20 protein-coding genes are annotated in these 24,070 nt (G+C 74.2%); 15 read left to right on the top strand and 5 right to left on the bottom strand.

Annotated elements, in window-relative coordinates; genetic code table 11:
- The first annotated feature begins 51 nt into the window (after positions 1 to 51).
- Positions 52 to 1,056 carry an aromatic ring-hydroxylating oxygenase subunit alpha gene (locus J5Y09_RS00255; protein ID WP_209349713.1) on the top strand — a complete coding sequence of 335 codons (1,005 nt, stop codon included), beginning with the start codon at positions 52 to 54 and terminating at the stop codon, positions 1,054 to 1,056.
- A gap of 1 nt (position 1,057) precedes the next feature.
- On the opposite strand, the gene J5Y09_RS00250 is transcribed toward J5Y09_RS00255, so the two are convergent.
- From J5Y09_RS00250 to J5Y09_RS00240, 3 genes are read right to left on the bottom strand one after another with little or no spacing between them, the layout of a single operon-like run.
- Positions 1,058 to 2,194, bottom strand: a complete 1,137-nt coding sequence (locus tag J5Y09_RS00250; protein WP_209349712.1) for an MFS transporter — start codon at positions 2,192 to 2,194, stop codon at positions 1,058 to 1,060.
- A 22-nt stretch (positions 2,195 to 2,216) separates the two neighbouring features.
- Positions 2,217 to 2,951, bottom strand: coding sequence for a dienelactone hydrolase family protein (locus J5Y09_RS00245; protein WP_209349711.1), 735 nt, complete (start codon positions 2,949 to 2,951; stop codon positions 2,217 to 2,219).
- The gene (locus J5Y09_RS00240) at positions 2,948 to 3,685 is read right to left on the bottom strand and encodes a transporter substrate-binding domain-containing protein (protein WP_209349710.1); all 738 of its coding nucleotides are present in this window, start codon (positions 3,683 to 3,685) and stop codon (positions 2,948 to 2,950) included. The genes J5Y09_RS00245 and J5Y09_RS00240 overlap by 4 nt, the downstream gene beginning before the upstream one ends.
- Positions 3,686 to 3,809: 124 nt before the next feature.
- Between J5Y09_RS00240 and J5Y09_RS00235 the strand changes: the two genes are divergently transcribed.
- The 6 genes from J5Y09_RS00235 (at position 3,810) to urtE (ending at position 9,736) form a co-directional block, all read left to right on the top strand.
- On the top strand, positions 3,810 to 4,136 hold the full coding sequence (locus tag J5Y09_RS00235; protein WP_209349709.1) for an NIPSNAP family protein: 327 nt from the start codon (positions 3,810 to 3,812) through the stop codon (positions 4,134 to 4,136).
- A gap of 230 nt (positions 4,137 to 4,366) precedes the next feature.
- Entirely contained in the window at positions 4,367 to 5,611 is a 1,245-nt protein-coding gene (gene urtA / locus J5Y09_RS00230) for an urea ABC transporter substrate-binding protein (RefSeq protein WP_209349708.1), read from the top strand.
- Between the two features lie 41 nt (positions 5,612 to 5,652).
- Positions 5,653 to 7,218, top strand: coding sequence for an urea ABC transporter permease subunit UrtB (gene urtB / locus J5Y09_RS00225; RefSeq protein WP_209349707.1), 1,566 nt, complete (start codon positions 5,653 to 5,655; stop codon positions 7,216 to 7,218).
- Complete coding sequence (urtC, locus tag J5Y09_RS00220) at positions 7,215 to 8,306, top strand: urea ABC transporter permease subunit UrtC (protein WP_209349706.1); 1,092 nt, start codon at positions 7,215 to 7,217, stop codon at positions 8,304 to 8,306. The genes urtB and urtC overlap by 4 nt, the downstream gene beginning before the upstream one ends.
- Positions 8,303 to 9,040, top strand: a complete 738-nt coding sequence (urtD, locus tag J5Y09_RS00215) for an urea ABC transporter ATP-binding protein UrtD (protein WP_209349705.1) — start codon at positions 8,303 to 8,305, stop codon at positions 9,038 to 9,040. The genes urtC and urtD overlap by 4 nt, the downstream gene beginning before the upstream one ends.
- Before the next feature lie 3 nt (positions 9,041 to 9,043).
- Positions 9,044 to 9,736 carry an urea ABC transporter ATP-binding subunit UrtE gene (urtE, locus tag J5Y09_RS00210; RefSeq protein WP_209349704.1) on the top strand — a complete coding sequence of 231 codons (693 nt, stop codon included), beginning with the start codon at positions 9,044 to 9,046 and terminating at the stop codon, positions 9,734 to 9,736.
- Between the two features lie 3 nt (positions 9,737 to 9,739).
- Here the strand turns inward: urtE and J5Y09_RS00205 are convergent, their stop codons facing one another.
- The gene (locus tag J5Y09_RS00205; protein WP_342451366.1) at positions 9,740 to 11,836 is read right to left on the bottom strand and encodes a YjbH domain-containing protein; all 2,097 of its coding nucleotides are present in this window, start codon (positions 11,834 to 11,836) and stop codon (positions 9,740 to 9,742) included.
- A gap of 204 nt (positions 11,837 to 12,040) precedes the next feature.
- A complete protein-coding gene (locus J5Y09_RS00200) occupies positions 12,041 to 14,686 on the bottom strand; it encodes an SLBB domain-containing protein (protein WP_245216710.1) in 2,646 nt (881 codons plus the stop codon).
- A 120-nt stretch (positions 14,687 to 14,806) separates the two neighbouring features.
- Here J5Y09_RS00200 and J5Y09_RS00195 point away from each other — a divergent pair, with 120 nt between their 5' ends.
- The 8 genes from J5Y09_RS00195 to J5Y09_RS00160 are packed head-to-tail and all read left to right on the top strand — an operon-like array spanning position 14,807 to position 24,010.
- Positions 14,807 to 16,606 carry a heparinase II/III family protein gene (locus tag J5Y09_RS00195; RefSeq protein ID WP_209349703.1) on the top strand — a complete coding sequence of 600 codons (1,800 nt, stop codon included), beginning with the start codon at positions 14,807 to 14,809 and terminating at the stop codon, positions 16,604 to 16,606.
- Positions 16,606 to 17,457: a hypothetical protein gene (locus J5Y09_RS00190; RefSeq protein ID WP_209349702.1), complete on the top strand. Its 852-nt coding sequence runs from the start codon at positions 16,606 to 16,608 to the stop codon at positions 17,455 to 17,457. The genes J5Y09_RS00195 and J5Y09_RS00190 overlap by 1 nt, the downstream gene beginning before the upstream one ends.
- Positions 17,454 to 18,686 (top strand): O-antigen ligase family protein, encoded by a 1,233-nt coding sequence (locus J5Y09_RS00185; RefSeq protein WP_209349701.1) that lies wholly within the window; start codon positions 17,454 to 17,456, stop codon positions 18,684 to 18,686. The genes J5Y09_RS00190 and J5Y09_RS00185 overlap by 4 nt, the downstream gene beginning before the upstream one ends.
- Entirely contained in the window at positions 18,655 to 19,260 is a 606-nt protein-coding gene (locus tag J5Y09_RS00180) for a sugar transferase (protein WP_209349700.1), read from the top strand. The genes J5Y09_RS00185 and J5Y09_RS00180 overlap by 32 nt, the downstream gene beginning before the upstream one ends.
- Positions 19,261 to 19,303: 43 nt before the next feature.
- Positions 19,304 to 20,482, top strand: coding sequence for a DegT/DnrJ/EryC1/StrS family aminotransferase (locus J5Y09_RS00175; protein WP_209349699.1), 1,179 nt, complete (start codon positions 19,304 to 19,306; stop codon positions 20,480 to 20,482).
- Positions 20,479 to 21,756 carry a glycosyltransferase family 4 protein gene (locus tag J5Y09_RS00170; protein WP_209349698.1) on the top strand — a complete coding sequence of 426 codons (1,278 nt, stop codon included), beginning with the start codon at positions 20,479 to 20,481 and terminating at the stop codon, positions 21,754 to 21,756. The genes J5Y09_RS00175 and J5Y09_RS00170 overlap by 4 nt, the downstream gene beginning before the upstream one ends.
- A complete protein-coding gene (locus J5Y09_RS00165; RefSeq protein WP_209349697.1) occupies positions 21,756 to 22,826 on the top strand; it encodes a UDP-N-acetyl glucosamine 2-epimerase in 1,071 nt (356 codons plus the stop codon). The genes J5Y09_RS00170 and J5Y09_RS00165 overlap by 1 nt, the downstream gene beginning before the upstream one ends.
- The gene (locus J5Y09_RS00160; protein WP_209349696.1) at positions 22,823 to 24,010 is read left to right on the top strand and encodes a glycosyltransferase; all 1,188 of its coding nucleotides are present in this window, start codon (positions 22,823 to 22,825) and stop codon (positions 24,008 to 24,010) included. Before J5Y09_RS00165 ends, J5Y09_RS00160 begins: the two co-directional genes overlap by 4 nt.
- Positions 24,011 to 24,070: the final 60 nt, after the last annotated feature.

Genomic DNA, 24,070 nt, shown 5'->3' with positions numbered 1-24,070 from the left:
GCGGCACGGCCCGCGATTTGCTGCGCCACGCGACAGGACCGGAGCCCGCCCATGCTTGCCACCGCCACGCCGCTGCTGACCCGCTTCTGGTATCCCGTCATGCCCATGGCGATGCTGGCCGAGGGGCCGAAGCCCTTCCGCCTGCTCGGCCGCGACCTGGTGCTGTGGGTCGATGGGGACGGCGCGCCGGCGGCGATGGATGACCGCTGCTGCCACCGCACGGCGAAGCTCTCGAAGGGCTTCTACACGGAAGGGCGGCTCGCCTGCGGCTATCATGGCTGGGAGTTCGGCCGCGACGGCACGGTGCTGCGCATCCCGCAGCGCCCGCCCGAACGCCAGGGCGCGATCCGCATGGGCACGCCCGCCTATCGCGCGGCGGCACGCTACGGCTACATCTGGGTCGCGCTGGAGGACCCGCTCTTTCCGATCCCGGAATTCGAGGAGGAGGCGGAAGGCTTCCGCCGCATCGACGAATTCTACGAACCCTGGGCCTGCGCAGGGCTGCGCCTGATGGAGAATTCCTTCGACAACGCGCATTTCTCCTTCGTCCATCGCGCCTCCTTCGGCGACCAGGGTCATCCGGAGCCGGCGAAGCTCGAGATCGAGGAGCATCCGGACGGGTTCCTGATGATCACCGAGGTGCCGGTGCGCAACCCGGAGATCCAGAAGAAGGTGCTGCGGATGGACAATGACGAGACCGTCCGTTCGATGCGCGGGCGCTGGTACATGCCCTTCCTGCGCAAGCTGCGCATCCGCTACCCCAACGGCCTGTCCCACAGCATCGTCACCTGCGCGACGCCGATCGACGATGCCAACAGCCAGGTCGTGCAGTTCGTCTTCCGCAACGACACCGAAGCCGATGCGAAGGCGGAAGACGTGATCGCCTTCGACCGCATCGTGACGAACGAGGATCGCGACATCCTGGAAAGCACCGACCCGGACGTGCCGCTCGACCAATCGGGCATCGAGTTCAACATGCCTTCCGACCGCCCCGGCGTGCTGATGCGCCGCATGCTGGCCGCGGTCATCGCGCGGGAAGCGACGCAAGCCGCCTGAATCAGCGCCGCAGCGCGAGCGCTGCGCCGAGCAGCGCGAAGCCCGCCGCGAAGGGCCCGAAGCCCGCGAAGCCGAAGGACCCCACCACCGCGCCGCCCAGCGCCGCCGCGGCGAGCCATCCGACGCTCGCCGAGGTGACGTTCATGCCGAGCACGGTGCCGCGGACATCGTCGGGCACCTCGGCCAGCGCCGCCATCAGGCAGGGCCGCGCCACCGCGATCACCAGCGCATAGAGGAACCCCGCCGCGACCGTCACGGCCAGGGACGGCGTCCAGCCGAACAGCAGCAGCGCCGCCAGGGCGGACAGGATCAGCGTGACGCCGAAGGTCCGCCGCCGGTTCGGCAGCCGGTCCGCCACCTGCCCGCCGATCACCGTGCCGAGGATGTGGCCGAAGGCGAAGACCAGCAGCGGCAGCGCGACGCCCGCGGCCGACAGCCCGTGCGTCGCCTGCAGGAAGGTCGCGTAGTAGACCGCCGTCAGCCCGTAGCAGACGCGCTCCGCCACACCCATCGACAGCAGGCGCAGCACGGGGCCGGACATCGCACCCGCGAGGCTCGGCCGTGCGCCGCCCCCGCCGCCGCCATCGCCGGCCGGGCGCAGCGTCGCGAGGAACAGGAACAGCCCGGCCAGCAGCGCGAGCCCCGCCGTCGCCACATGCACGCCGCGCCAGCCGACATGCGCGCCGATCCAGGCCGCCATCGGCACGCCGACCAGCAGGGTCACCGACTGCCCCGCCATGATCCAGCCGAGCGCCCGCCCGCGTTGGCGATCCACCGTGCGCGCGGAGGCTTCCGCCATGATCACCCCGGTGAAGCCGCCGGCGCAGAAGCCGCCCAGCGTGACCCAGAGCGCGACCGCCCAGTATCCCTCCGCCATGGCGACGCCGACGAGGCAGAGCGCGAGCCCCGGCGGCCCGAGCACGAGGAAGGGCCGCCGCCCCCACCGGTCCGATCCCGCCCCGGCGAGGATGGAGGACACGCCCCAGGAGATGGAGGTCGCCGCCATCAGGTTCGCCACCATGGGCAGGGAGGAGGCGAGGTCGCGCGCCATGTCGAGCAGGAAGGGCGCGCGCGTGGTGCCGGAGGAGGAAGCCGCGAACATCGCGAAGCAGCCCGCGGCGAGCAGCGCCCAGGGCATGGGCGGCATCGGCGCCACGCGCTCAGAGCCGCCGGCGATAGAGCGCGATCAGCCTCTCCCAATGCCGCTCCGCCGCCGGCTTGTCGTAGCACCAGCGTCCGGGGAAGGCGAAGCCGTGATGGACGCCGGGATGGATCTCGAGCTCGCCCTGCGCGCCCGAGGCATCGAACAGCGCGCGCAGTTCCGCCACCATCGGCAGGGGTGCCAGGTCGTCATGCTCGGCGCAGCAGATGTACAATTCGGCGCGGCCGCGGCCGAGCGTCGCATGCGGGCTTTCCTCCGCCTCGCTGACCAGCCAGGTGCCGTAGATGGAGGCCGCGGCGGCGATGCGTCCCGGATAGCGCACGGCGGCGGCGAGCGCGTAGGGGCCGCTCATGCAGTAGCCATGCACGCCGACGGGGCCTTGCGCCGCGATCCCCGCGCGATCGAGGAAGGCGAGCATGGCGCCCACATCCTCCATCGCCGGCGGGATCGTCATGCGGGTGCGGATGGCGCGCATGCGGGCACGGTCCGGGTCGCCTTCCGTCAGCACGCCGGGGCCGAACTTCGTGTCGCGCCCCGCGCGGTAATACAGGTTGGGCAGCAGCACGCAGTAGCCGGCGGTGGCGAGCCGGCGCGCCATGTCGTGCAGTTCCTCCCGGATGCCGGGCGCGTCCATCAGCATCAGCACGGCCGGATGCAGGCCGCGATCGGGGCGGACGACGAAGGTCTCCATCGCGCCGTCGCGGGTCGGGATGTCCTCGGTGGTCTCGATCATGCGGCGCGCTCCGCCGGGCCGGCGACGCTCAGGCCCTGGACGCCGTGGCGCGCGATCAGGCCCGCCACCAGGCCGCTGGCCTTAGCCTCCTCGACGAAGTCGGCCAGGAAGCGGGCGGCGGCGGCGTGGCCGCGCGCCATGCCGACCGCCTGCTGCACGGCGGTGAACTGGCCGTCCAGGATGCGCGTGCCCGGCATGGCGGCGGCATCGGCGATCAGCCGCGGGCGCAGGCCGGCCAGCGCCTCCAGCCCCTGCTCGACGAACAGCCTCGCGGCGCCGTCGAGTCCTTCGGCCCGCACCAGCGTCGCATGGCGGACGTTGCGCTCGAGCCAGAGGTCGTAGGCGGCGCGCGCGGTGACGGCGATGCGCACGCCGGGCCGGTCCACCTGGTCGATCGTGGCGATGGGGGAGCCGGGCGGGACCATGTAGGTCGATTCGATCTCGGCATAGGCGGCGGTGAAGGCGATGTGCTCGGCGCGCTGCGGCTCGGCGCCGATCAGCGCGATATCCCACGCATCCGTGCCGACGGCATCGGCCACGTCGCCCGGCCTCGGATACGGGACGTAGCGGACGGGCACGCCGAGCCGGTCGGCGATGGCGCGCGCCATGCCGGGGGCGACGCCTTCGGGGTCCCCATTCGGGCCACGGCCGTTCACCAGCAGGAAGTTGCCGAGGTTGATCCCGGCGCGCAGCACGCCGCGCGGCGCCAGCGCCGCGAGCACATCTTGGGTCATGGTCGTTTCCTCATCGCCGGGCAGTAGACGGCGATGGCGCGCGCCCGTCCAGGGCGCGGCCTTGCGCGCGGCGCCGCGCCGCGCATGCTGCCCGCGCCGCCAAGCGGGCGGGAGGAGACGAGACATGATCCACGAATTGCGCATCTATCGCTGCGTGCCGGGCCGCCTGCCCGCGCTGCTCAACCGGTTCGAGACCATCACGCTGAAGCTCTGGGCGAAGCACGGCATCCGCCAGGCAGGCTTCTGGACGACGCTGATTGGCGAATCGAACCAGGACCTGCACTACCTGCTGGCCTGGGAATCGCTCGCGGAGCGGGAGGCGAAGTGGAACGCCTTCGCCGCCGACCCCGAATGGCTGAAGGCGCGGGCCGAAACCGAGAAGGACGGCGCCATCGTCGCGCAGGTGACCAACGCCATCCTGCAGCCGACGGGCTTTTCCTCGGTGAAGTGACCCTGTCGGGGCCATGACCCGGCCGTCATGTGCCCATTCGACACGCAGAACGACCCGCCGGCGCGCCAATTCTGCCGCGCCGGCAGGCATTCCGGCCAGCTTGTCCCGCCTTGCCCGCGGTTCGCGCATGGCACGCGGTTCGCTTTGCCCATCCACCGTGCAGGACGCGGCGCACCGATTTCCGGTGGCGCGCGGAAGCGGCCTGCGCAGCAGGAGGAGGGCGAAGCCCCATGACCGACGTGACAAGGATCTCGCGCCGCGCCGCGCTGATGGGCTTCGGCGCCACGCTCGCCGCCCCGGCGATCAGCCCGGCCTTCGGCCAGGGCGCGCCGATCAAGGTCGGCGTTCTGCACTCGCTGTCCGGCACCATGGCGATCAGCGAGACGGCGCTGCGCGACACCGTGCTGATGATGGTGAACTGGATCAACGGCCGCGGCGGCCTGCTCGGCCGGCGGGTCGAGGCGGTGGTGGTCGACCCCGCCTCCAACTGGCCGCTGTTCGCCGAGAAGGCGCGCGAGCTGCTCCAGGTGCACCGCGTGGACGTGACCTTCGGCTGCTGGACCTCGGTGTCCCGCAAGTCGGTCCTGCCGGTGTTCGAGGAGCTGAACGGCATGCTCTTCTACCCTGTCCAGTATGAGGGCGAGGAGGAGAGCCGGAACATCTTCTACACCGGCGCCGCGCCGAACCAGCAGGCGATCCCGGCGGTGGAATACCTGATGTCGGCCGATGGCGGCGGCGCCCGGCGCATCGCGCTGCTCGGCACCGACTACGTCTATCCGCGCACGACCAACCGCATCCTGCGCGCCTTCCTGAACTCGAAGGGCATCCCCGATGCCGACATCCTCGAGGAATACACCCCCTTCGGCCACAGCGACTGGCAGGGCATCGTCGCGCGGGTGAAGCGCTTCGCGGGCGAGGGCAAGAAGACCGCCATCGTCTCCACCATCAACGGCGACGCGAACGTTCCCTTCTACCGGGAACTCGGCAACCAGGGCATCAAGGCCGAGGACATCCCCTCGGTCGCCTTCTCGGTCGGCGAGGAGGAGCTCGCGGGCATCGACACCCGCCCGCTGGTCGGCCACCTGGCCGCCTGGAACTACTTCATGTCGGTGCAGTCGCCGGCGAACACCGAGTTCCTGAACCTCTGGCGCGCCTACATCAACAACCCGCGCCGCGTCACCAACGACCCCATGGAAGCGACCTATGTCGGCTTCAAGATGTGGGCGCAGGCGGTGGCGCAGGCCGGGACCACGGGCGTCGATGCCGTGCGCACGGCGATGTACGGCCAGAAGGTGGATGCGCCGTCCGGCTTCACGCTGGAGATGCACCGCAACCACCACCTGTCCAAGCCGGTCATGATCGGCGAGGTCCAGGCGGACGGGCAGTTCAACACGGTCTGGAAGACGTCCGGCCCGATCGTGGCCGAGAACTGGTCCCCCTTCATCCCCGAGAACGCCAACCGGCGTCGCGGGTGACGCGACCGGGGCGGCCCCGCGCCGCCCCGCCGCCGACTGACATGGCACGACTGCTCGCCCTTGTCCTGATGGTCGCGCTGGCCTTGCCGGCGCGGGCACAGGACGCCTTCCTCGACGCGCTGGCCGGGCTCGGCGGCGGCTTCGGCGCGCAGGCCGAAGCGGCCGACCGGCTCGGCTCGCTCGGCGACCCGCGCGCCATCGCGCCGATGCGCGCGCTGTCCGATGGACGCCTGCTGCGCCGCGCCGACGGCACGCTCGTCATCCGCACCGATTCCGGCGGGATCGAGGCCGCGACTGGCGCGCCCGCCGACGCCGCCGGCGCCGAGACGGTGCGCATCAACAACCGCGTTCGCGTGGCGCTCCGCGGCGCGCTCGGCAAGCTGCAACTGGTCTCGCCCGACGCGGCGGAACGGCTGGCGGCGGCCGAAGCCGTGTTCCGCAGCCGCTCGGCGGAGAACGTCCCGCTGCTCGACGCCGCCCTGGCGCGGGAGACGCAGCCGCGCATCCGCGAACGGATGGAACTCGCGCTCGCCGCCTCGCGGATCGTCGCGACCGACCCGGCGCAGAAGCGCGCGGGGATCGCGACGCTCGGCGCGTCCTCCTCGCCCGAGGCGCGCGCGATCCTGCTCGAGGCCCGCGCCCAGAATGCCGAACTGCTGGCCGAGATCGAGGCCGCGGTCGCGGCGATCGACCGCCGGCTCGCCGTCCGTCGCGCGGCGGAGACCTTCTTCCAGGGGCTGTCGCTCGGCTCCGTGCTGCTGCTCGCGGCGCTGGGCCTCGCCGTGACCTTCGGCGTGATGGGCGTGATCAACATGGCGCATGGCGAATTCGTCATGCTCGGCGCCTACACCACCTTCCTCGTACAGCAGGCGCTGCGCGACATCCCAGGCCTCGCGCCCTTCGCGCTGCCGCTGTCCGTGCCGGCCGCCTTCCTCGTCGCCGGGCTCGCCGGGTTGCTGATGGAACGCGGGCTGATCCGGCACCTTTACGGACGGCCGCTGGAGACGCTGCTGCTGACCTTCGGCGTCGGCATGATGATCCAGCAGGCGGTGCGCCTCGCCTTCGGCGCGCAGAACCGCGAGGTCACCAGCCCGCCCTGGATGCAGGGCACGCTGATGCTGCCCTTCGACATTCCCGTCACCGCCAACCGCCTGTGGATCCTGCTGTTCAGCCTGGCCTTCTTCCTCCTGATCGTCGCCGCCATCCGCTTCACCCGCTTCGGGCTGGAGATGCGGGCGGTGACGCAGCGGCGCCCGATCGCGGCCGCCATGGGCATCCGCACCGGGCGCGTGGACGCGCTGACCTTCGCCTTCGGATCCGGCATCGCGGGCATCGCGGGCGTGGCGCTGAGCCAGATCGACAACGTCTCCCCCAATCTCGGCACGGGCTACATCATCGACAGCTTCCTGGTGGTGGTGTTCGGCGGGGTGGGAAGCCTGGCGGGCACGCTGATCGCGTCCTTCGGCCTCGGCCTGGTCAACAAGGTGCTCGAACCCTGGGCGGGCGCGGTGCTGGCGAAGGTCTTCGTGCTGGTGGCCGTGATGGTCTTCATCCAGCGGCGCCCGCGCGGGCTGTTCCCGCAGAAGGGCCGGGCGGCGGAAGCATGAGCGCGACCGCCCTCGATACCCCGCCGTCGCGCCTGCGGCTCGGCCTGCGGGCGGGCATGATCGGCGCGGTCTGCCTGCTTGCCGCCTTCCCGGTGCTGAACCAGTTGCCGGAGACGCATGCGCTGCATGTGTCGGACTTCCTCGTCTCCGTCTCGGGCAAGTGGATCTGCTACGCGATCCTCGCCCTCTCGCTCGACCTCGCCTGGGGCTATGCCGGCATCCTCTCGCTCGGGCACGGGGCCTTCTTCGCCCTCGGCGGCTATGCGATGGGGATGCACCTGATGCGCCTGATCGGGCCGCGCGGCGTCTATGGGCATCCGGTGCTGCCGGACTTCATGGTGTTCCTCGGCTACCGCGAGCTGCCCTGGTACTGGCTCGGCTTCGACAATGTCGCCTTCGCCATGCTGATGGTGCTGCTCGTGCCGGGGGTGCTCGCGCTGGTGCTGGGCTGGCTGTGCTTCCGCAGCCGCATCACCGGCGTCTATCTGTCGATCATCACGCAGGCCATGACCTATGCGCTGATGCTCGCCTTCTTCCGCAACGACATGGGCTTCGGCGGCAACAACGGCTTCACCGACTTCAAGGAATTGCTGGGGATGCCGCTGAACACCGGCGCCGCGCGGGCGGCGCTGTTCTATGCCTCCCTCGTCTCGCTCGTGGTCTGCTACCTGCTGTGCCGCTGGATGACCGCGACCAAGTACGGCCGCGTGCTGACCGCGATCCGCGATGCGGAAAGCCGCGTCCGCTTCCTCGGCTACGACGTGACGCGGCACAAGCTTTTCGCCTTCGTCGCCTCCGCCATGATGGCCGGGCTCGCCGGCGCGCTCTACGTGCCGCAGGTCGGCATCATCAATCCCGGCGAGTTCAGCCCGGGCAACTCGATCGAGGCCGTGGTCTGGGTCGCGGTCGGCGGCCGCGGCACGCTGGTCGGCGCGGTGCTCGGCGCCTTCTCGGTCAACGGACTCAAGACCTGGCTGACCAGCGCCGCGCCCGACCTTTGGCTGTTCGTGCTCGGCGGGTTGTTCGTCGCGGTCACGCTGTTCCTGCCGAAGGGGCTGATCGGCCTGTTGCAGGGGCGCGGCAAGTGAAGGGGCGGCGGCTCTATCTCGACGGCGTGTCGGTCGTCTTCGACGGGTTCCGGGCGCTGAACAACCTCGCTCTGGTCGTGGAACCGGGCGAGATGCGCGCCGTCATCGGCCCCAACGGCGCGGGCAAGACGACCATGATGGACGTCATCACCGGCAAGACGCGCCCCACCGCAGGCATCGCCACCTTCGGGGATTCGGACCTGACGCGGATGGACGAAGCCGCGATCGCCAATCTCGGCATCGGCCGGAAGTTCCAGAAGCCGACGGTGTTCGACGCGCTGACGGTGTTCGAGAACCTCGAACTCGCCCTGAAGGCGCCGCGCGGCCCGATCGCCTGCCTGCGCTGGATCCTGTCCGGCGAGGGCCGCACGCGGGTCGAGGAAGTGATGACCGAGACCGGCCTGACCGACCGCGCCCAGGACCCGGCCGGCATCCTCTCCCACGGCCAGCGCCAGTGGCTCGAGATCGGCATGCTGATGATGCAGGACCCGGAACTGCTGCTGGTGGACGAACCCGTCGCCGGCATGACGGATGCCGAGACCGAGCACACCGCGGCGCTGCTCGCCCGCATCGCCGGCAAGCACAGCGTGGTCGTCGTCGAGCACGACCTGGAATTCGTCCGCGCGCTGGGCTGCCGCGTCACCGTCCTGCACGAAGGCAGCGTGCTGTCGGAAGGCTCGATCGACCATGTGCAGAACGACCCGCGCGTGGTCGAGGTCTATCTCGGGCGCTGAAGCATGCTGAACGTCGCCGCCATCGACCTCTCCTACGGCGCCTCCCGCTGCCTGCGCGGCGTGTCGCTGGTCGCCGAACCCGGCAAGGTGACCGCCGTGCTCGGCCGCAACGGCGTGGGCAAGTCGTCCCTGCTGCGCGCCATCATCGGGCTTGAACGCGTGCAGGGCGGCAGCATCACCTGGGAAGGGCGCGACGTGACGCGCCTGCCGCCGGCCGAACGCGCCCGCGCCGGCATCGGCTACGTGCCGCAGGGGCGGGAGATCTTCCCCTTCCTGACGGTGCAGGAGAACCTCGAGACCGCGCTTGCCGCCGCCCCGCGCGGGTCTAAGGTGCCGGGCGAGATCTTCGACCTGTTTCCCATCCTGCGACAGTTCCTGCGCCGGCGCGGCGGCGACCTGTCCGGCGGGCAGCAGCAGCAGCTGGCGATCGGCCGGGCGCTCTGCGCGCGACCGCGGCTGCTGATCCTCGACGAGCCGACGGAAGGCATCCAGCCATCCGTCATCAAGGACATCGCCCGCGTCATCCGGCACCTGTCGCGCGACCGCGGCATGGCGGTGGTGCTGGTCGAGCAGTACTACGACTTCGCCCGCGAACTTGCCGACCGCATCGCCGTCATGGTGCGCGGCGAGGTCGTGCTGGATGGCCCCGCCGACCAGTTGCAGGAAGACGCCGTCCGGCCGCTGCTGACGGTCTAACTGCTATCGCGTGAACCAGGCGGCGCCGCGCGCCAGCGCCTCCGCCCGCCCGTCGCGCGTCACCTCCCACAGCGGATTGTCCACCGCGAGTCGCTGCCCGCCATCGCGCTGCGTCGGGCGGATCACCGTGCCGACCGAGGACCGCGTGCGCGCGCCGAACAGGTCGAGCGGCACGCGGATGAACAGCCCCTTGTCGAAGGATCCTTCGCCGAAGCGCGCGAAGGGCACGTCGGTCAGCGTCGCGAAGGCGCCGACCTCGATGCCGCTGTCGAAGCGCCGCGCGACCTCCAGCGTCCCGCCCCAGTCGCCCGCCAGATAGCGCCCGCCACGCACCGTCGCCGTCAGGTTCCACCAGGGAAGGTCGGCGTAGACCGAGACATGCCCCGTCGTGACGCGGTAGTCCCGCAGGCCGAAGCGCTGGTCGAAATCCCGCTGCGCCACATGCGCGACCTCGACGCCAAGCGCGTAGGGGCGGTCATGCGGCCGCCACAGCACCTCGCCGGACAGGCCGGCGAACATCGGCTCCAGATATCCGGCCGTGACGCGCGCGAAGACATCCGGCGCAGGCGTCCAGATGCGCTCGCCATAGAGCGTCGGCACGGCGAGGTCGCGCCCCTCATCGGCATAGCGCGCATAGTCCGACCGCACGCGCGGCAGCACGGAATCGGACGGCGCCGCGCCATCGAGGTTCTGCACCACCACCTGCGACACGCTGCCGCCCAGCGCCAGCCCCTGCCCGAAGCCGAGCCGCGCGCCGGCGACCAGCGCCGCCTGCCAGCGCAAGGTGCGCGACGGATCGCCGAGCACGACCCGCAACCGCGGTTCCAGCGACCAGTCGAGGAAGGGGCCCCGCGCCGCCTCCACGTCCTCGAACGCCTCCCCCGGCGCCATCAGGATCGCGGCGGCATAGACCTCCTCCGCGCTGCCATGGCCACGGGCGGCGGCTTCCAATGCCGCGCGCGGGATCAGCACGCGCGCAATCTCCACGCCTTCCCGCTGCCAAGCGATCAGCAGACGATCCACGCCGCGCGGCAGATGCGGCTGCACCGCGCGCGCCACGCGCCCGACCACATGCGCCAGGGTGCGGTACGGCCCGCCAGCGACGGCGATGCGCGCTTCCTCCCCGACAACACCGAAGGAGAGCCCGCGCAGCCCGACTTCCCCCAGCGCCGCGAAGACACGCTCGGCCGGCGATGCCGCCCCACCACGCCCCGGCATGGCGGGCGGCGGCGCCAGCGGCGCGCGCGGCGGATCGGCGGGGTCCATCCGCACCGATGCGCGCAGCACCAGATCCGTCCCGTGCACCCAGTGCACGCCAAGGTCGAGCCAGTCGCTCGACCACTGCAGCCCGGCATTCACGCGCGAGCGCGCCTCGCCGCGCAGGTTCGTCGTGCGCGCGGGATAGCCGCCGCGTTCATCGCGCAGCGCATCGCCGCTGATCTCGATCTTCGCGCGCAGCCCCTCGACGGTGCCGAACGGCGTCTCGAAGCCCGGCAGGCTCCACTCGATGCCGCCGAACAGCGCGACATCCTCGCCGCGGAAATAGCTGCCCATGCGCAGCGTGCCGCCCTGGCCGACATCGCGCGTCCGCTCCCCGAAGCGGGGCGAGATGTCGAGGAAGGGATTGTTCCCGTCCGCCCGCGTGCCCAGCCGCCCCCAGCCGAGCCCGACCGTCAGGTCCACATCCCAGAAGCGCTTCGAGACGACGACATACTCGCCGCCATACAGGCCGGTACCGGCGATGTCCTGGATCCCCACCGCGAGCGCGGGCCGCCAGTCATTCTCCTCCCACAGCCGGATCTTCACGTCGAAGGCGCGGTCGGAGACGATCCCTTCGCCCGTCGTGCCGTTCAGCCGTTCGGCGACGCGGAAGGTCGTCTCGAGCCAGGGCAGCGCCTGGAAGCCGACAAACCAGAAGCGCCGCTGATGCCGGAAGGACGCGCCCGCCTCCACCATCCCATCCAGGCGAAACCGCGCATTCCGCATCTCGACCAACCCGACGCCGCCCCAGTTCGATCCGGTGCCGTCCTGCGCACGGGCGGGGAGCGGGAGGGCGAGGAGGGCGGCGGACAGCAGCAGGGGGGCGCTGCCCCCCTGCACCCCCCGCCAAAGGCCGAAAGGCCTCTGGACACCATGAGATGGGCGGTTGGAGGGAGGGGCATTGAAGACGCGCGGACGCCCGGGCGCGCTTCGCGCCCCTCCCTCCAACCGCCCATGTATCGGGTTCCAAGGGCCCTTCGGCCCTTGGCGGGTGGGGTGCGGGGAGGGCAGCGCCCTCCCCGTCGCGCCACCGCCGTCCACGCCCTACCGGTTCGCCTCGCGCGCGATCACGGCCAGCGCGGCGGCGGAGACCGATACCTGGCCCAGCACCTGCGTCAGGTCGCGCACGAAGCCCCAGGTTTCGTAGGGGCTCGGATCCTGTGGCACGACGACGAGGCTGCCCGGCGGCACGGGTGGCCCGCCCTGCTGCCACGCGGACAGGCCCGCGGCGGTGGATTGCCCGTTCGGCAGCACGATGAAGGCGCGCGGCGGGTCGGCGAAGCGCTGCGCCCCGCCGGAGGCACGCACGTAGTCCGACGCACGCCATCCCGTGCGGAATTGCAGCGAGCCCGGGTTCAGCACCGCGCCGACGACGGTGATCTCGCTCGGCCGCTTCGGCATGGCGACGAGGTCGCCGGGCTCGAGCAGCACGTCGAGCTCGGGCCGCGCGGCGAGGATGACGGGGTTCGCCTCCACCACCATGCGCCCGGCGGCGCGGGCTTCGCGCAATGAATTGGCCAGTTCGCGCCCGGCGGTGATGGCCGAGCCGAGATCGACGGTCGATCCGCGCGTGCCGGCGACCGCCTGGCCCGCCGCGACCTGGATCAGGCTGGTCTCGAGCTCCCGCGCCGTGCGCTGGAAGCCTTCCTGTTGGCGCTGGCGCACGCTGTCGCGGGTGAAGACGGCGCCGTAGGGATAGGCTTGCGGCGTCAGCCCGCCGGCGCGCGCGATGACTTCCGACAGGCGTTCCCCGCGCCGGATGTCGTAGGTGCCGGGGCGGAGGAACTCGCCCACCAGCGTCACGGGCCCGGTATCGCGGTCGCCGAAGCCGCGCGGGATGCGCACGGTGTCGCGTGGCGACAGGCGGATCGCCGCGAAGTTGCGGCTGGTCAGGTCGAGCCGCGTGCGCGCGAGCGGGATGGCGCCTGAAGGCTCCGGCGGTTCGCGCGCGAATTCCACCACGCGCAGGTCGGCCGCGTCCGACAGCCCGCCGGCGGCGGCGATCACCTGGTCGAGCCCGGTATCCTCGACGATCGGGAACAGCCCCGGCCGCCGCGCTTCCCCGGTCAGCACCACCGCTTGGTCGATCAGGAACACGGGCAGGTCGGGGTGGTCGAGAAAGGCCTGCGGGCAGGGTGCCGCGCCGATATCGGGAAAGCCCGCGCCGCGCGCATGGGCGAAACGCTGCGGGGAGGCACGCGCGGCCACGGCGAGCGCGAGCAGCGCCGGGCAATCCGGCGCGGGCGCCTGGCCCTGCGCCGGCGGCACCGGCGCCTCCCCCCGCAGCGCACGCTGCACGGCGGGGGAGGCGAGGAAGGCGACGTCGGCGCGCGCCAGCACCACCACCTCGTCGCCATCCTGCAGCGGCAGATCCCCGCGCCCTTCCAGCGCGCGGCCAAGGTCGAAGCCGAGATAGCCGCGCTGCCCCGTGCGCGCATCGGCGCGCCAGACCACGCCGAGCCGCACATAGGGATCGTCGCGCAGCAGCCTTCGGTCGCCGATCAGCCCGCGCACGGTCTGCCGGCGCGGCCCGCCCGCCGCGGCGCGCGTCAGCGGCGCGGCGACGTGTCCCGACAGGCGCACGAGGTTCGCCGCCACGTCGGCGCCGGGCTGCACCAGCAGCGCATCGCCGCGCCGCAGCGTCGAAGCCGGCGCGAGTTCGGCGAAGGACCGCCGCCCGGCGGCATCGTTCTGCTGCACCAGCAGCCGGTTGCCGCCGGCCCGCAGCGTGCCGCCGGCGAGCGCCAGCATCTCGGCGAGCGGGGCGGCCGCGGCGCGCGGCGGCAATTCGTAGATCGCCGGCCGCGCCACGTCCCCGGCCACCGCCACCGTGCCGCCGACGGGCGGGACGACGATGCGGTCCCCTTCGCGCAGCGCGAGATCGGCATCGCCCGGCGCGTCGGCGATGACGGCGTAGAGGTCGATGGTCCGCCGCCCGCGCGGCCCCTCGACGCGGATCGCGCGCAGGGAGCCGGTCTTGCGCACGCCGCCGGCCGCCGACAGCGCGTCGAGCACCGAGGCGAGCGCGTTCAGCCCGTGGAAGCCGGGCCGCAGCACCTCGCCGGCCACCAGCACATTCACCTGCCGGACCTGGCCGATCGAGACGAAGACCTCCGACCCCGACAGGTCGCGCGCCGCCCGTGCCTCGAGATCCGCCCGCAGCGCCGCCAGCGTGCGCCCGGCGGCCGGCACCGGCGGCAGGTCCGGCAGCAGCAGCGCCCCGTCGCGGCCCACGCGCAGGGTCAGCGTCTGCCGCGCGCGGCCGCGGAAGGCGAGCACCACCTCGTCATCAGGGCCGAGGACGTAGTCGTCCGGCAGGGCGCCGAAGGCCGGCGCGGGGGCGGCGCCGTTGCGGAAGGTGTCGTAGCCGAACTGGCGCAGCGGCGGTCCGTCGAGCCGCCCGGCGAAGAAGGATTCCGCGGCCGAGAGCGGTTCCTCCGCGTAGGGGGTCACGGGCGCGGGTTGCGCCGGCGGCGCGGCTGGCGCGACGCCGCGCGGCAGGCCGGCGGGCGGGCCGCGCGTGGCGCCGGCATCGAGCAGTCTTTGCAGCGCCTCTCCCGTCGCGCCGGGCGACAGTCCGGGAAGCGCGCCGGGTGCGGCCATGGCGGGGGGAAGGCTCGGTGGGGCGAGCAGCGGCGAGGGCCCGGTCTGCCCCAGCGCCGAACCTGCCAGACCCACGAGCCCAGCCATCGTCGCCAGCAGGCGCCGCGGCCAGGGCGGTGGTCCTCTCCTCGGGCGATGCGACACGGGGCTTCTATCGTCTGGCGGCAGGATTCATTCCTGATATACAACTGTTCCGATATCGTGACCATGTCCAGACACCTGGCCTCGGCCGCGCCTGCCACCCCGGCCGAGACAGGCCGCGTGGCACCCGGCTGGCCGCGCGCCCTGTTGCTCGCCGATGCCGCGTGGCGGCTGGGACCGCGTCCCGTCGGGCTGCTGCTGTGGCATCGGATGCGGGTCGCGACAGGGATTGCCGCCAGGGCGCTCGGCGCCGGCGATGATCCGCTTTCGGGGCCGTTCCTGCCTCGGGCGGCCCAGCCGGCGCGCGCACCCGGTGATGCGGCCGCGCTCGCCGCGGCGGCGGACGCCGCGACCGCCGGCGGCTGGCATGGGCCGTTCGACGCCATGGCGCAGGCCGTCGCGCTCGACCTGCATGGGGCCGGCGACATCCGCCCCGTCTGGGAACGCCATCGGCTCGCCGCGCTGCCCTGGCTCGCCATGGCGGCACGCCTCGCGCCGACAGACGGGCATCTGGCCGCGTCCGAGGCGCTGCTCGCCCGCTGGGCCGCCGCCAACCCCGCCTTCCGCGGGCCGGCCTGGGCCTGCGGCCAGGAAGCGGCGCTGCGCGCGCTGCATCTGGCGCTCGCGCTCGCGCTGCTGGACGCCGACCGCGACCCGCCACCGGCCATGCGCGCGCTGCTCGCGCTGCATGCGCGCCGCATCGCCGCGACGCGCGCCTATGCCATGGCCCAGGACAACAACCATGCGGTCAGCGAGCCCGCCGGCCTGTTCGTCCTGGGCCTGCTGCTGCGGGATGCGATGATGTCGACCCGCGGCGCGCGCGACCTCGCGCGTGCCGTCACGCGGCTGGTCGCGCCGGACGGCGCCTTCGCGCAAGCCTCGCCCGCCTATCACCGGCTGCTGCTCGACACGCTCGCGCTCGCCGAATGGTTCCGCCGCCGCCATGGCGCGCCACCCTTCGCCGCGCCCTTCGCCGCGCGCGCCGCGGCCGCCACGCGCTGGCTCCACCGCGCTGCGGACCCGGCGACGGGCGCGCTGCCGCGCTGCGGGCCCTGCGACGATTCCGCGCTCGCCGACCTCTCGCTGCGCGGACCCTTCGACGCGCGCGGCAGCCTGGCGCGCGCCGCGCGGATGTTCTGCGACGCCGATGTGGGCGGCGCGGCGGATCCGGGCTGCGCCTGGCTCGGCCTCGCGCCCGCCGGCGCCGTGCTCACGGGCGATGCGGCGTGGCGCAGCGAGGGCTGGATGGGCGCTGCGCGCGACGGGCTGCGCCTGCTGCTGCGCACCGGCGCGCCGCTGCGCTTCCGCCCGGGGCAGGAGGACATCCTCCATCTCGACCTGACGGCGGATGGCGTGCCGCTGCTGGCAGATGGCGGAACCGGCGCCTACACGCCGCCGCCCGGGCGGGGCAGTTGGACGGATGCGCTCGTTGGCGTCGCCGGCCACAACACCATCCAGTTCGACGACCATCCGCAGATGCCGCGGGCCGGGCGGTTCCTGTTCGCACGCTGGCCGCGCTGCACCGCGCTGCCGGACGGCGCGGCCATGACCGACCATCGCGGCTGCCGGCACGAACGCCGCTTCGACCTCGGCGCGCGGCGCCTGGCCGTCCGGGACCGGATCTCCGGCCCCTTCGCGCGCGCGGTGCTGCGCTGGCGCCTCGGCCCTGGCCCATGGCGGGCGACGGCGGACGGCGCGGAAGGACCGCGCGCGCGCATTCGTCTTTCCGCCGACGCGCCCTGCGCCATCCGCCTCGCCGAGGGCTGGGAAAGCCCCGCCTATGGCGTCGTGCGGCCCGCGCCCGTGCTGGAGCTCGTCGCCGCGGCGCCGGTCGGGTGCCTGACGACGCGCGTGGAGGTGGCCTGATGCCCGCCGCGCTGCTGATCGCCGGGCTGTGGCGCTGGCGCGGCAGGATCCTCGGCGCCGCGCTCGCGATCTGGGCCACCGGCGCGGCGCTCGTGCTCGCCGCGCCGCGCGCGCATGTCGCACAGGCCATCGTCGCGCCCGCCGAGACGACGGCCTTCGCCGTCTCCTCCCTGCTCGCGCCCACGCCCTTCGCGCCGGGCGGGCTGCTCGACACGCGCCCGGCCGGCAATTTCGCGGTCTATCTCGGCGCGCTGCGCACGCCGGAAGCCGCCCGCCACGCCATGGCCGGCACCACCATCGCCGAGGCGCTGACCGACGCCCGCGCGGAGGGCCCTGGCGGGATGCTGCGCCGCGCCATGGGCCTGGACCGTCCGGCGGACGCCGACGACGTGCTGGACTGGCTGCAGCGGAATCTTTCCGTCACGCAGAGCCTCGCCTCCGTCACCTGGACGATCGAGGTCGCGCATGCCGACCCCGCCCTGGCCCTCGCCCTGCTCGCGCGGCTGCACGGCTTCGCGGAGGCCAAGGTGCGCGCCGACCTCGCCGAGCAGGCGGCACGCCGCATCGCCGTGCTGGAACGGCGCATCGCGCAGGAGAGCGACGTCTTCCTGCGCGCGAGCCTGTACGAGCTGCTCGCCCAGCAGCAGCGCGCCGGCCTCGTCGTCTCGGCGGATGAGGTGGTGGCGGCACGGCTCGTCTCCGCCCCCTCGGTCGAGCTACGGCCCTCGCTGCCGAACCGCCCGTTGCTGGTCGCGCTGCTGGCGCTCGCCGCCCCGCTCGCGGCGGTGCTCGCAGCCCTCGCGCTGCTGCTGCTGCGCGGCGCGCAGGCCGAGACGGCGCCCGCCGAATGAAGGGCGCGGCCGCCGCCAGCATCGGCGCCGCCGCCGCGGCGATGCAGTTCGGCGGCGCGCTGAAATCGGCCCCGCCGCTCGCCGCCCTGCCCTTCGACGTCACCCTCGCCGCGGCGATGCTGCTGGCGATGCTGCTGCCGCTCCACGCGCTCGCGCGGGACTGGCGCGTCGCGCCGTCGCTCGCGCTGCCGCTCGCATCCTGCGGTGCCTTATGGCTTTGGCTCGCGCTGGCCGGTGCCTGGAGCCCGTCCTCGACCGTGCTCGCCGCGAAACTGCCCGAGGCGGTGCTGCTCGCCCCCGCCATGCTTGCCGCCGGCATGATGGTCGCGGGCGATGCGGCGCTGCTGCGGCGCTGTGCCGACGCGGCGCTTGCCATCGGCGCCTTCGTCGCGGGTGCCATCGCCTGGGGCATCGCGACCGACCGCGTCGTGCTGGGCGGCCTGCCCGGCGCCAATCCCGACCTGGTGCGCGTGCAGTACCAGGTGGCGGGGCTCGCCATCGCCTCGGCCGCGGGGCTCGCCGCGCTGCGCGCGACCGAGGCGCGCGGCGCGCGACGCCTGCCCTGGGTCGCGCTGAACCTCGCCCTGGCCGCCGCCGCGCTGTTGCCGGGCGGGCGGGCGGCGCTCGCGGCGCTCGCCCTCGCCGTCGCCGCCGTGCCGCCCATCCTGCTGTGGCGGCGCGGGCGGCCCGGGGCGGCGCTGGCCTGGCCCGCGCTCGTGGCCGGCGGGGGGCTGGCGGGGCTCGCGGTGCTGCTCGCGGACCCGACGCTGGCCGCCGGACTCCGCACGGTCGAGCGCATCGCTGAGGGTGATCTCGCCGCCTCGGGCCGCGCGGGGCTCTGGGGCGGGGCGCTCGATCTCGCCGGCCGCGCGCTGCCCTGGGGCCTCGGGCCGGGCGGCTTCGCCATTGCCGCGGGGCATGGCGAACGGCGCGGGCTGCATCCGCACAACCACGCGCTGGAAGCGCTGGTGGAAGCGGGGCTGCCGGGCTTCGTGCTGTGGCTGGCCGCGTTCGGCGGCGGCGCGCTCGTCGCGCTGCGCCTCGCCGCGCGGGCCGAGGCCGGGCGGGCGGCGCGCGTCGCGGCGCTGGTGTTGCCGGTGGCGCTCACGACCATGGTCTCGACCGACCTCGGCAACCGGATGGGCTGGTTCGCGCTGGGCCTCGCGCTCGGCCTGGGAGTGGAGGCAGCACCGCGCCATGTACGCAGGCTTCGGCAAGCGCGCGCTTGATGTCGTCGGCGCGGCGGCGCTGCTCGTCGCGCTCGCGCCGCTCATGGCGGCGATCGCGCTTCTGGTGCGGTTCGCGCTCGGCCGGCCGGTGCTGTTCCGGCAGCTGCGCGCCGGGCGTGGCGGGCTGCACTTCGTGCTGGTGAAGTTCCGGACGATGCGCGAGGGGCCGGGGGAGGACGCGGCGCGGCTGACGCGGCTGGGGCGCCTGCTGCGGCGCTGCGCGCTCGATGAGCTGCCGCAGCTGGTCCATGTGCTGCGCGGGGAGATGAGCCTGGTCGGCCCGCGCCCGCTGCCGGTGGCCTACGTCGCGCGCTACACGCCGCGCGAGGCACGGCGGCTGCTGGTGCGCCCGGGGCTTGCCGGGGCAGCGCAGGCCGCGGGGCGCAACGCGGTGCCCTGGCCGGCGCGTCTCGCGCTGGATGCCGCCTATGCGGACGCGCCGCCGCGCCTGACGCGGGATCTCGCCTTGCTGGCGCGCTGCGCGGCGCTGGCGGTCAGCGGGCGCGGCGCGACGGCGCCCGGCCACGCGACCATGCCGGCCTTTCGCAACGACTCCGATATAACCCCTGGTTGATAGCGAGGAAATCGATTATTCTGCCTCCGTGACGTTCATCGCGATGCCGCGCCGTGCCCAGCCAGCCATCGCGCCAGATGCGGTCACGGGCCTGCCGCGCCGCATCCCGCTCTCGCCGCCGCATCTGACGGGGCTCGAGGAAACGGCGCTGCGCGGCGTGCTGGACAGCGGCTGGGTCGCGCCGGCCGGCCCGGCGCTCGCGGCCTTCGAGGATGCGGTCTGCGCCGCGACCGGCTTCCGCCACGTGCTCGCGACCAGTTCCGGCACGGCGGCGCTGCACCTCGCCTACCGGGTGCTCGGCGTGGAACCGGGGGATGAGGTCTGGGCGCCGGGCTTCACCTTCATCGCGACGGTGGCGCCCGCGGTGCAGATGGGCGCGGTGCCGCGCTTCCTCGACGTCGCCCCGGACTCCTGGACCCTCGACCCGGACCTGCTGCGGCGGGAACTGGCCGCCGCGGCGCGACGCGGGCGCCTGCCGAAGGTGGTGGTGGCGGTCGACATCTACGGCCAGGCGAGCGAGCTCGACGCGATCCTCGCCGCCTGCGACCGGCATGGCGTGCCGGTGCTGAGCGACAGCGCGGAAGGCCTCGGCGCGACGATCCGCGGGCGGCGGGCGGGGCAGGGCGCGCGGCTCGCCGCCTTCTCCTTCAACGGCAACAAGATCGTCACCGCGGGCGGCGGCGGCGCGCTGGCGGGGGACGACCCGATCCTGCTCGGCCGTGCGCGGCACCTGGCGACGCAGGCGAAGGACCCCGCGCCGCACTACCAGCACGCCCTGACCGGCCATGCCTATGCGATGCCGAGCCTGCTCGCCGCCGTGGGCATCGCGCAGCTGACGGCGCTGGCGGCGCGCATCGCGGCGCGGCGGGCGCTGTTCGCGCGCTACCGGGCGGCGCTCGGCGACCTGCCGGGCCTCGCCTTCATGCCCGAACCGGCCTGGGGCCAGGCGACGCGCTGGCTCAGCGCCATCCTGGTCGACCCGGCCCGCTTCGGCGCGGACAGGGAGGATGTGCGCCGCGCGCTCGCCGCCGCCGGCGCGGAATCGCGGCCGGTGTGGAAGCCGCTGCCCGACCAGCCTGTCTTCGCCGGCGCGCCGTCGGCCGGCGGGGCGGTGGCGCGGGGACTCTTCGCGCGAGGGCTCTGCCTGCCCTCCGGCACCGCCATGACGGCGACGGAGGAAGCGCGCATCGTCGCGGCCATCCGCGGCTGCCATCGCGCATGAGCCTGTCCATCCTCTACCTGCACCAGCACTACTCGGCGCCCGCCGGCGCGGTGCCGCAGCGCAGCCATGCGATGGCCCAGGCGCTGGCCGCGCGCGGCCATGCCGTGACGGTCGCCTGCGGCCGGTACGAGGGCGCCGCGACCGGCCTTGGCGGGGCCTACCGCGACGGGGCGCGGGAAGGCCGCGTCGGGCGGCACCGGGTGGTGGAGTTCGACATCCCCTATGGCAACGCCATGCCGCTGGCGCGGCGCACCGTCGCCTTCCTGCGCTTCGCGCGGCGCGCGGCGGGGCTCGCCGCGTCCGGCAGGTTCGACCTTGTCGTCGCTTCCTCCACGCCGCTGACGGTGGCGCTGCCGGCGCTGGCGGCGCGGATGCGGCGCGGCACGCCCTTCCTGTTCGAGATTCGGGACCCCTGGCCCGAACTGCCGCGCGCGCTGGGCGGCGTGCCGCGGCCGGTGCTCGCGGCGATGAACCGGCTTGCAGATGCGGCGTGCCGGCGCGCGGCGCGCATCGTCGCGCTGTCGGACGGCATGGCGGAAACCGCGCTCGAGCGCGGCGCCGACCCGGCGCGGGTGCATGTCGTGCCGAATGGCTGCGACCTCGGCACCTTCGGGCCGCATGTCGGGCCCTGGCGGCCGCCGCCGGCGATGCCCTGGGAATGCCTAGCGATCTATGCGGGCACGCATGGGCGGGCGAACGGACTGCACACGCTGCTCGACGCCGCCGCGCTGCTCCGCGCGCGCGGCGAGCGGCGGCTGCGCATCCTGCTGGTCGGCGACGGGGCGCAAAAGCCGGCGCTGCTTGCGCGCGCGGCGGCCGAGGGGCTCGGCAACGTCACCTTCCTCGACCCGCTGCCGCGGCCGATGCTCGGCGCGCTGCTTTCCGGCGGCCAGGTCGCGCTGCACCTGCTGGCCGACCAGCCTGCCTTCGCCGAATGGATCAGCCCGAACAAGCTGATGGACGGGCTCGCGGCCGGGCGGCCCGTGGTGACGAACCAGCCCGGGCGCGCCGCGCGGATCGTGCAGGACGGGCCCTCGGGCATCGCCGTGCCGCCGGGCGACGCGGCGGCGCTGGCCGATGCGCTGCAACGCCTCGCCGCCGACCCCGCGCTGCGCGTCCGCATGGGGGAAGCCGCGCGCCGCCAGGCCGTCGCCCTGTGGGACCAGCGCCTGCTGGCCGAGCGCTTCTGCGATGTCGCGGAACGCGCCGCCGCCGACGCCGCGCCCCGCCGCAGCGCCGTACCATCCGGCGGGCAAGGCGCGCGCGCGCGCTGATGGCGCCAATCCTCCACCTGGTGGTGGCGGCGCGGCCCAACCTGCCGAAGATCGCGGCACTCTGGCACGCCTTGGCCGAGGCGCCGCCGATCTGCACGCCGCGCCTGCTGCACACCGGCCAGCACCACGACGCGACGATGTTCGGCGACCTGGTCGAGGATCTCGGGCTGCCGCCGCCGGCCATCGCGCTCGGCATCGCGGGCGGCGCGCCGGCGGAACGCGTGGCGCGCACCATGATCGCCTGCGAGGCCGCCTGGGCGGCGGAACGCCCCGCGCTAATTGTCGTGGCGGGCGATGTGGACGGGGCGCTCGGGGCCGGGTTGGCCGCGCGCAAACGCGGCATCCGCGCCGCGCATCTGGAAGCCGGGCTGCGCTGCGACGACGCCGACATGCCGGAGGAGGTGAACCGCCGCGCGCTGGATGCGATCTGCGACCCGCTCTGGGCGCCGGACGAGGCGACGGCGGCGCGGCTGCTGGCCGAGGGCCATCCGCCCGCGCGCGTGCGCGCCGTGGGCAACGCCATGGCCGACAGCCTGCTGCGCCATCGCCCGGCGGCGCGGACGCGACCGCTGCCGGGGGGGCACGCGCGCGGCGGCTATGGCATCGTCACGCTGCATCGGCCCGCCAATGTGGACGACCCGGGGATGCTCGGGCGCGTGCTCGGCGGCCTCGCGGCGGCGGCGCGGCGCCTGCCGCTCGCCTGGCCGATGCATCCGCGCACGGCGGCGCGGCTCGCCGCCTTCGGCTTCGACCTGCCTGAGGGCGTGCTGCGGCTGCCGCCGCTGCGCTACCTCGACTTCCTGGCGCTGATGGATGGCGCGCGGGTCGCGGTGACGGACAGCGGCGGGGTGCAGGAGGAAGCCGCGCTGCTCGGCCTGCCGTGCCTGACGCTGCGCCCGTCCACCGAACGGCCGGTCACGCTCGCCGCCGGCGGCAACCGGCTGGTGGCGCCGGAGGAGCTGCCCGATGCGGTCATGGCCCCGCCGGGCCGCGCGGCGCCGATTCCGCTCTGGGATGGCAGGGCGGGACACCGGATGCGCGCGCATCTCGCGGAGATTCTCCGCCCATGACCGGGCGGGGACAGGCATGGCGGCAGGGCGGCCAGGGCGCCGCGCCGCTCATCGTCATGCTGTCCGCCGCGCATCCGCCCGAGGATGTGCGCATCGTGCGCAAGCAGGGCGCTTCGCTGGCCGCGGCCGGGTGGCGCGTGCGGCATCTCTGCCCGGATGTCGCGACGCGCGGCGCGCGCAGCGGGCGCGAGCAGCTCGATGGCGTGGCGCTCGCGCCCTACCGGCGCGGCGGCGGCTGGCTGGGGCGGTTGCTCGGCTTTCCCGCACTGGTGCGCCGCGCGGCGCGATCGGGCGCGGCGGTGCTGCATGCGCATGAGCCCGACGCCTGGTTCGCCGCGCTGCTCGCCGCGCGCCGGTCCGGCGCGCGCGTCGTGATCGACGTGCATGAGCATTATCCCTCGCGCCTCGACACGCGGCTGCCGCCGGCGCTGCGGCCGCTGGCGCGGGCGGCGCTCCGCGCGGCCTGCCGGATCGCCGGGCGGCTGGCCGATGCGGTGGTGCTGGCGCGGGATGGGCTGGCGGAGGATTTTCCGCCCCCCGCGCGCCTCGTTCCCGTGCGCAACCATGCCCTGCCCGTGCCGGCGCCGCCGCCGCGCATGGCGGACGGACCGCTTACCCTTGTCCATCTGGGCGTGCTGGGGCGCACGCGCGGGTCGATGCTGCTGCCGGATGTGCTGGCGGCGGCGCCGGCGGGCACGCGGCTGCGGCTGCTGGGCCGCTTCACGGACGAGACAGAGCCCGCCTTCCGCGCCCGCGCCGCGGGCCTCGGCGTCGCGGACCGGATCGAGGATCGCGGCTGGCAGCCGCAGGACGCGCTGCCCGAGGCCCTGGCCGGCTGCGACATCGGCCTGGTGCTGTTCCAGCCGGTGGATCGCAACCACCGTCTCGCCCTGCCGCACAAGCTGTTCGACTACATGCTGGCGGGCCTGCCCGTGATCGCGCCGGATTTCGCGCCAGAAACGGCGGCGGTGGTGCGGGAGGCCGGCTGCGGCCTGCTGGTGGACACCGCCGACCCGGCGGCGATCGCGGCGGCCGTGGCGGCGCTGGCGGACCCCGGGCGGCGCGCGGCCATGGGCGCCGCCGGGCGCGAAGCGGCACTGGGGCGCTTCGGCTGGGCGGGGGAGGCGGCGCGGCTGGTGGCGCTGTACCGCGACCTCGCGCCGCTGCCGCCCGCCACCGCGTGATGGGCGGCGCGCGCGGCGATCCGCCGGGATTGGCCCCGGAAGGGCGCCGGCAGGCAGGGG

Source organism: Roseomonas nitratireducens, from assembly GCF_017813355.1.
Lineage (GTDB): Bacteria > Pseudomonadota > Alphaproteobacteria > Acetobacterales > Acetobacteraceae > Neoroseomonas > Neoroseomonas nitratireducens.
The sequence above is the reverse complement of the archived record's forward strand: the minus strand, read 5'-3'. Positions and strand labels throughout refer to the sequence as shown.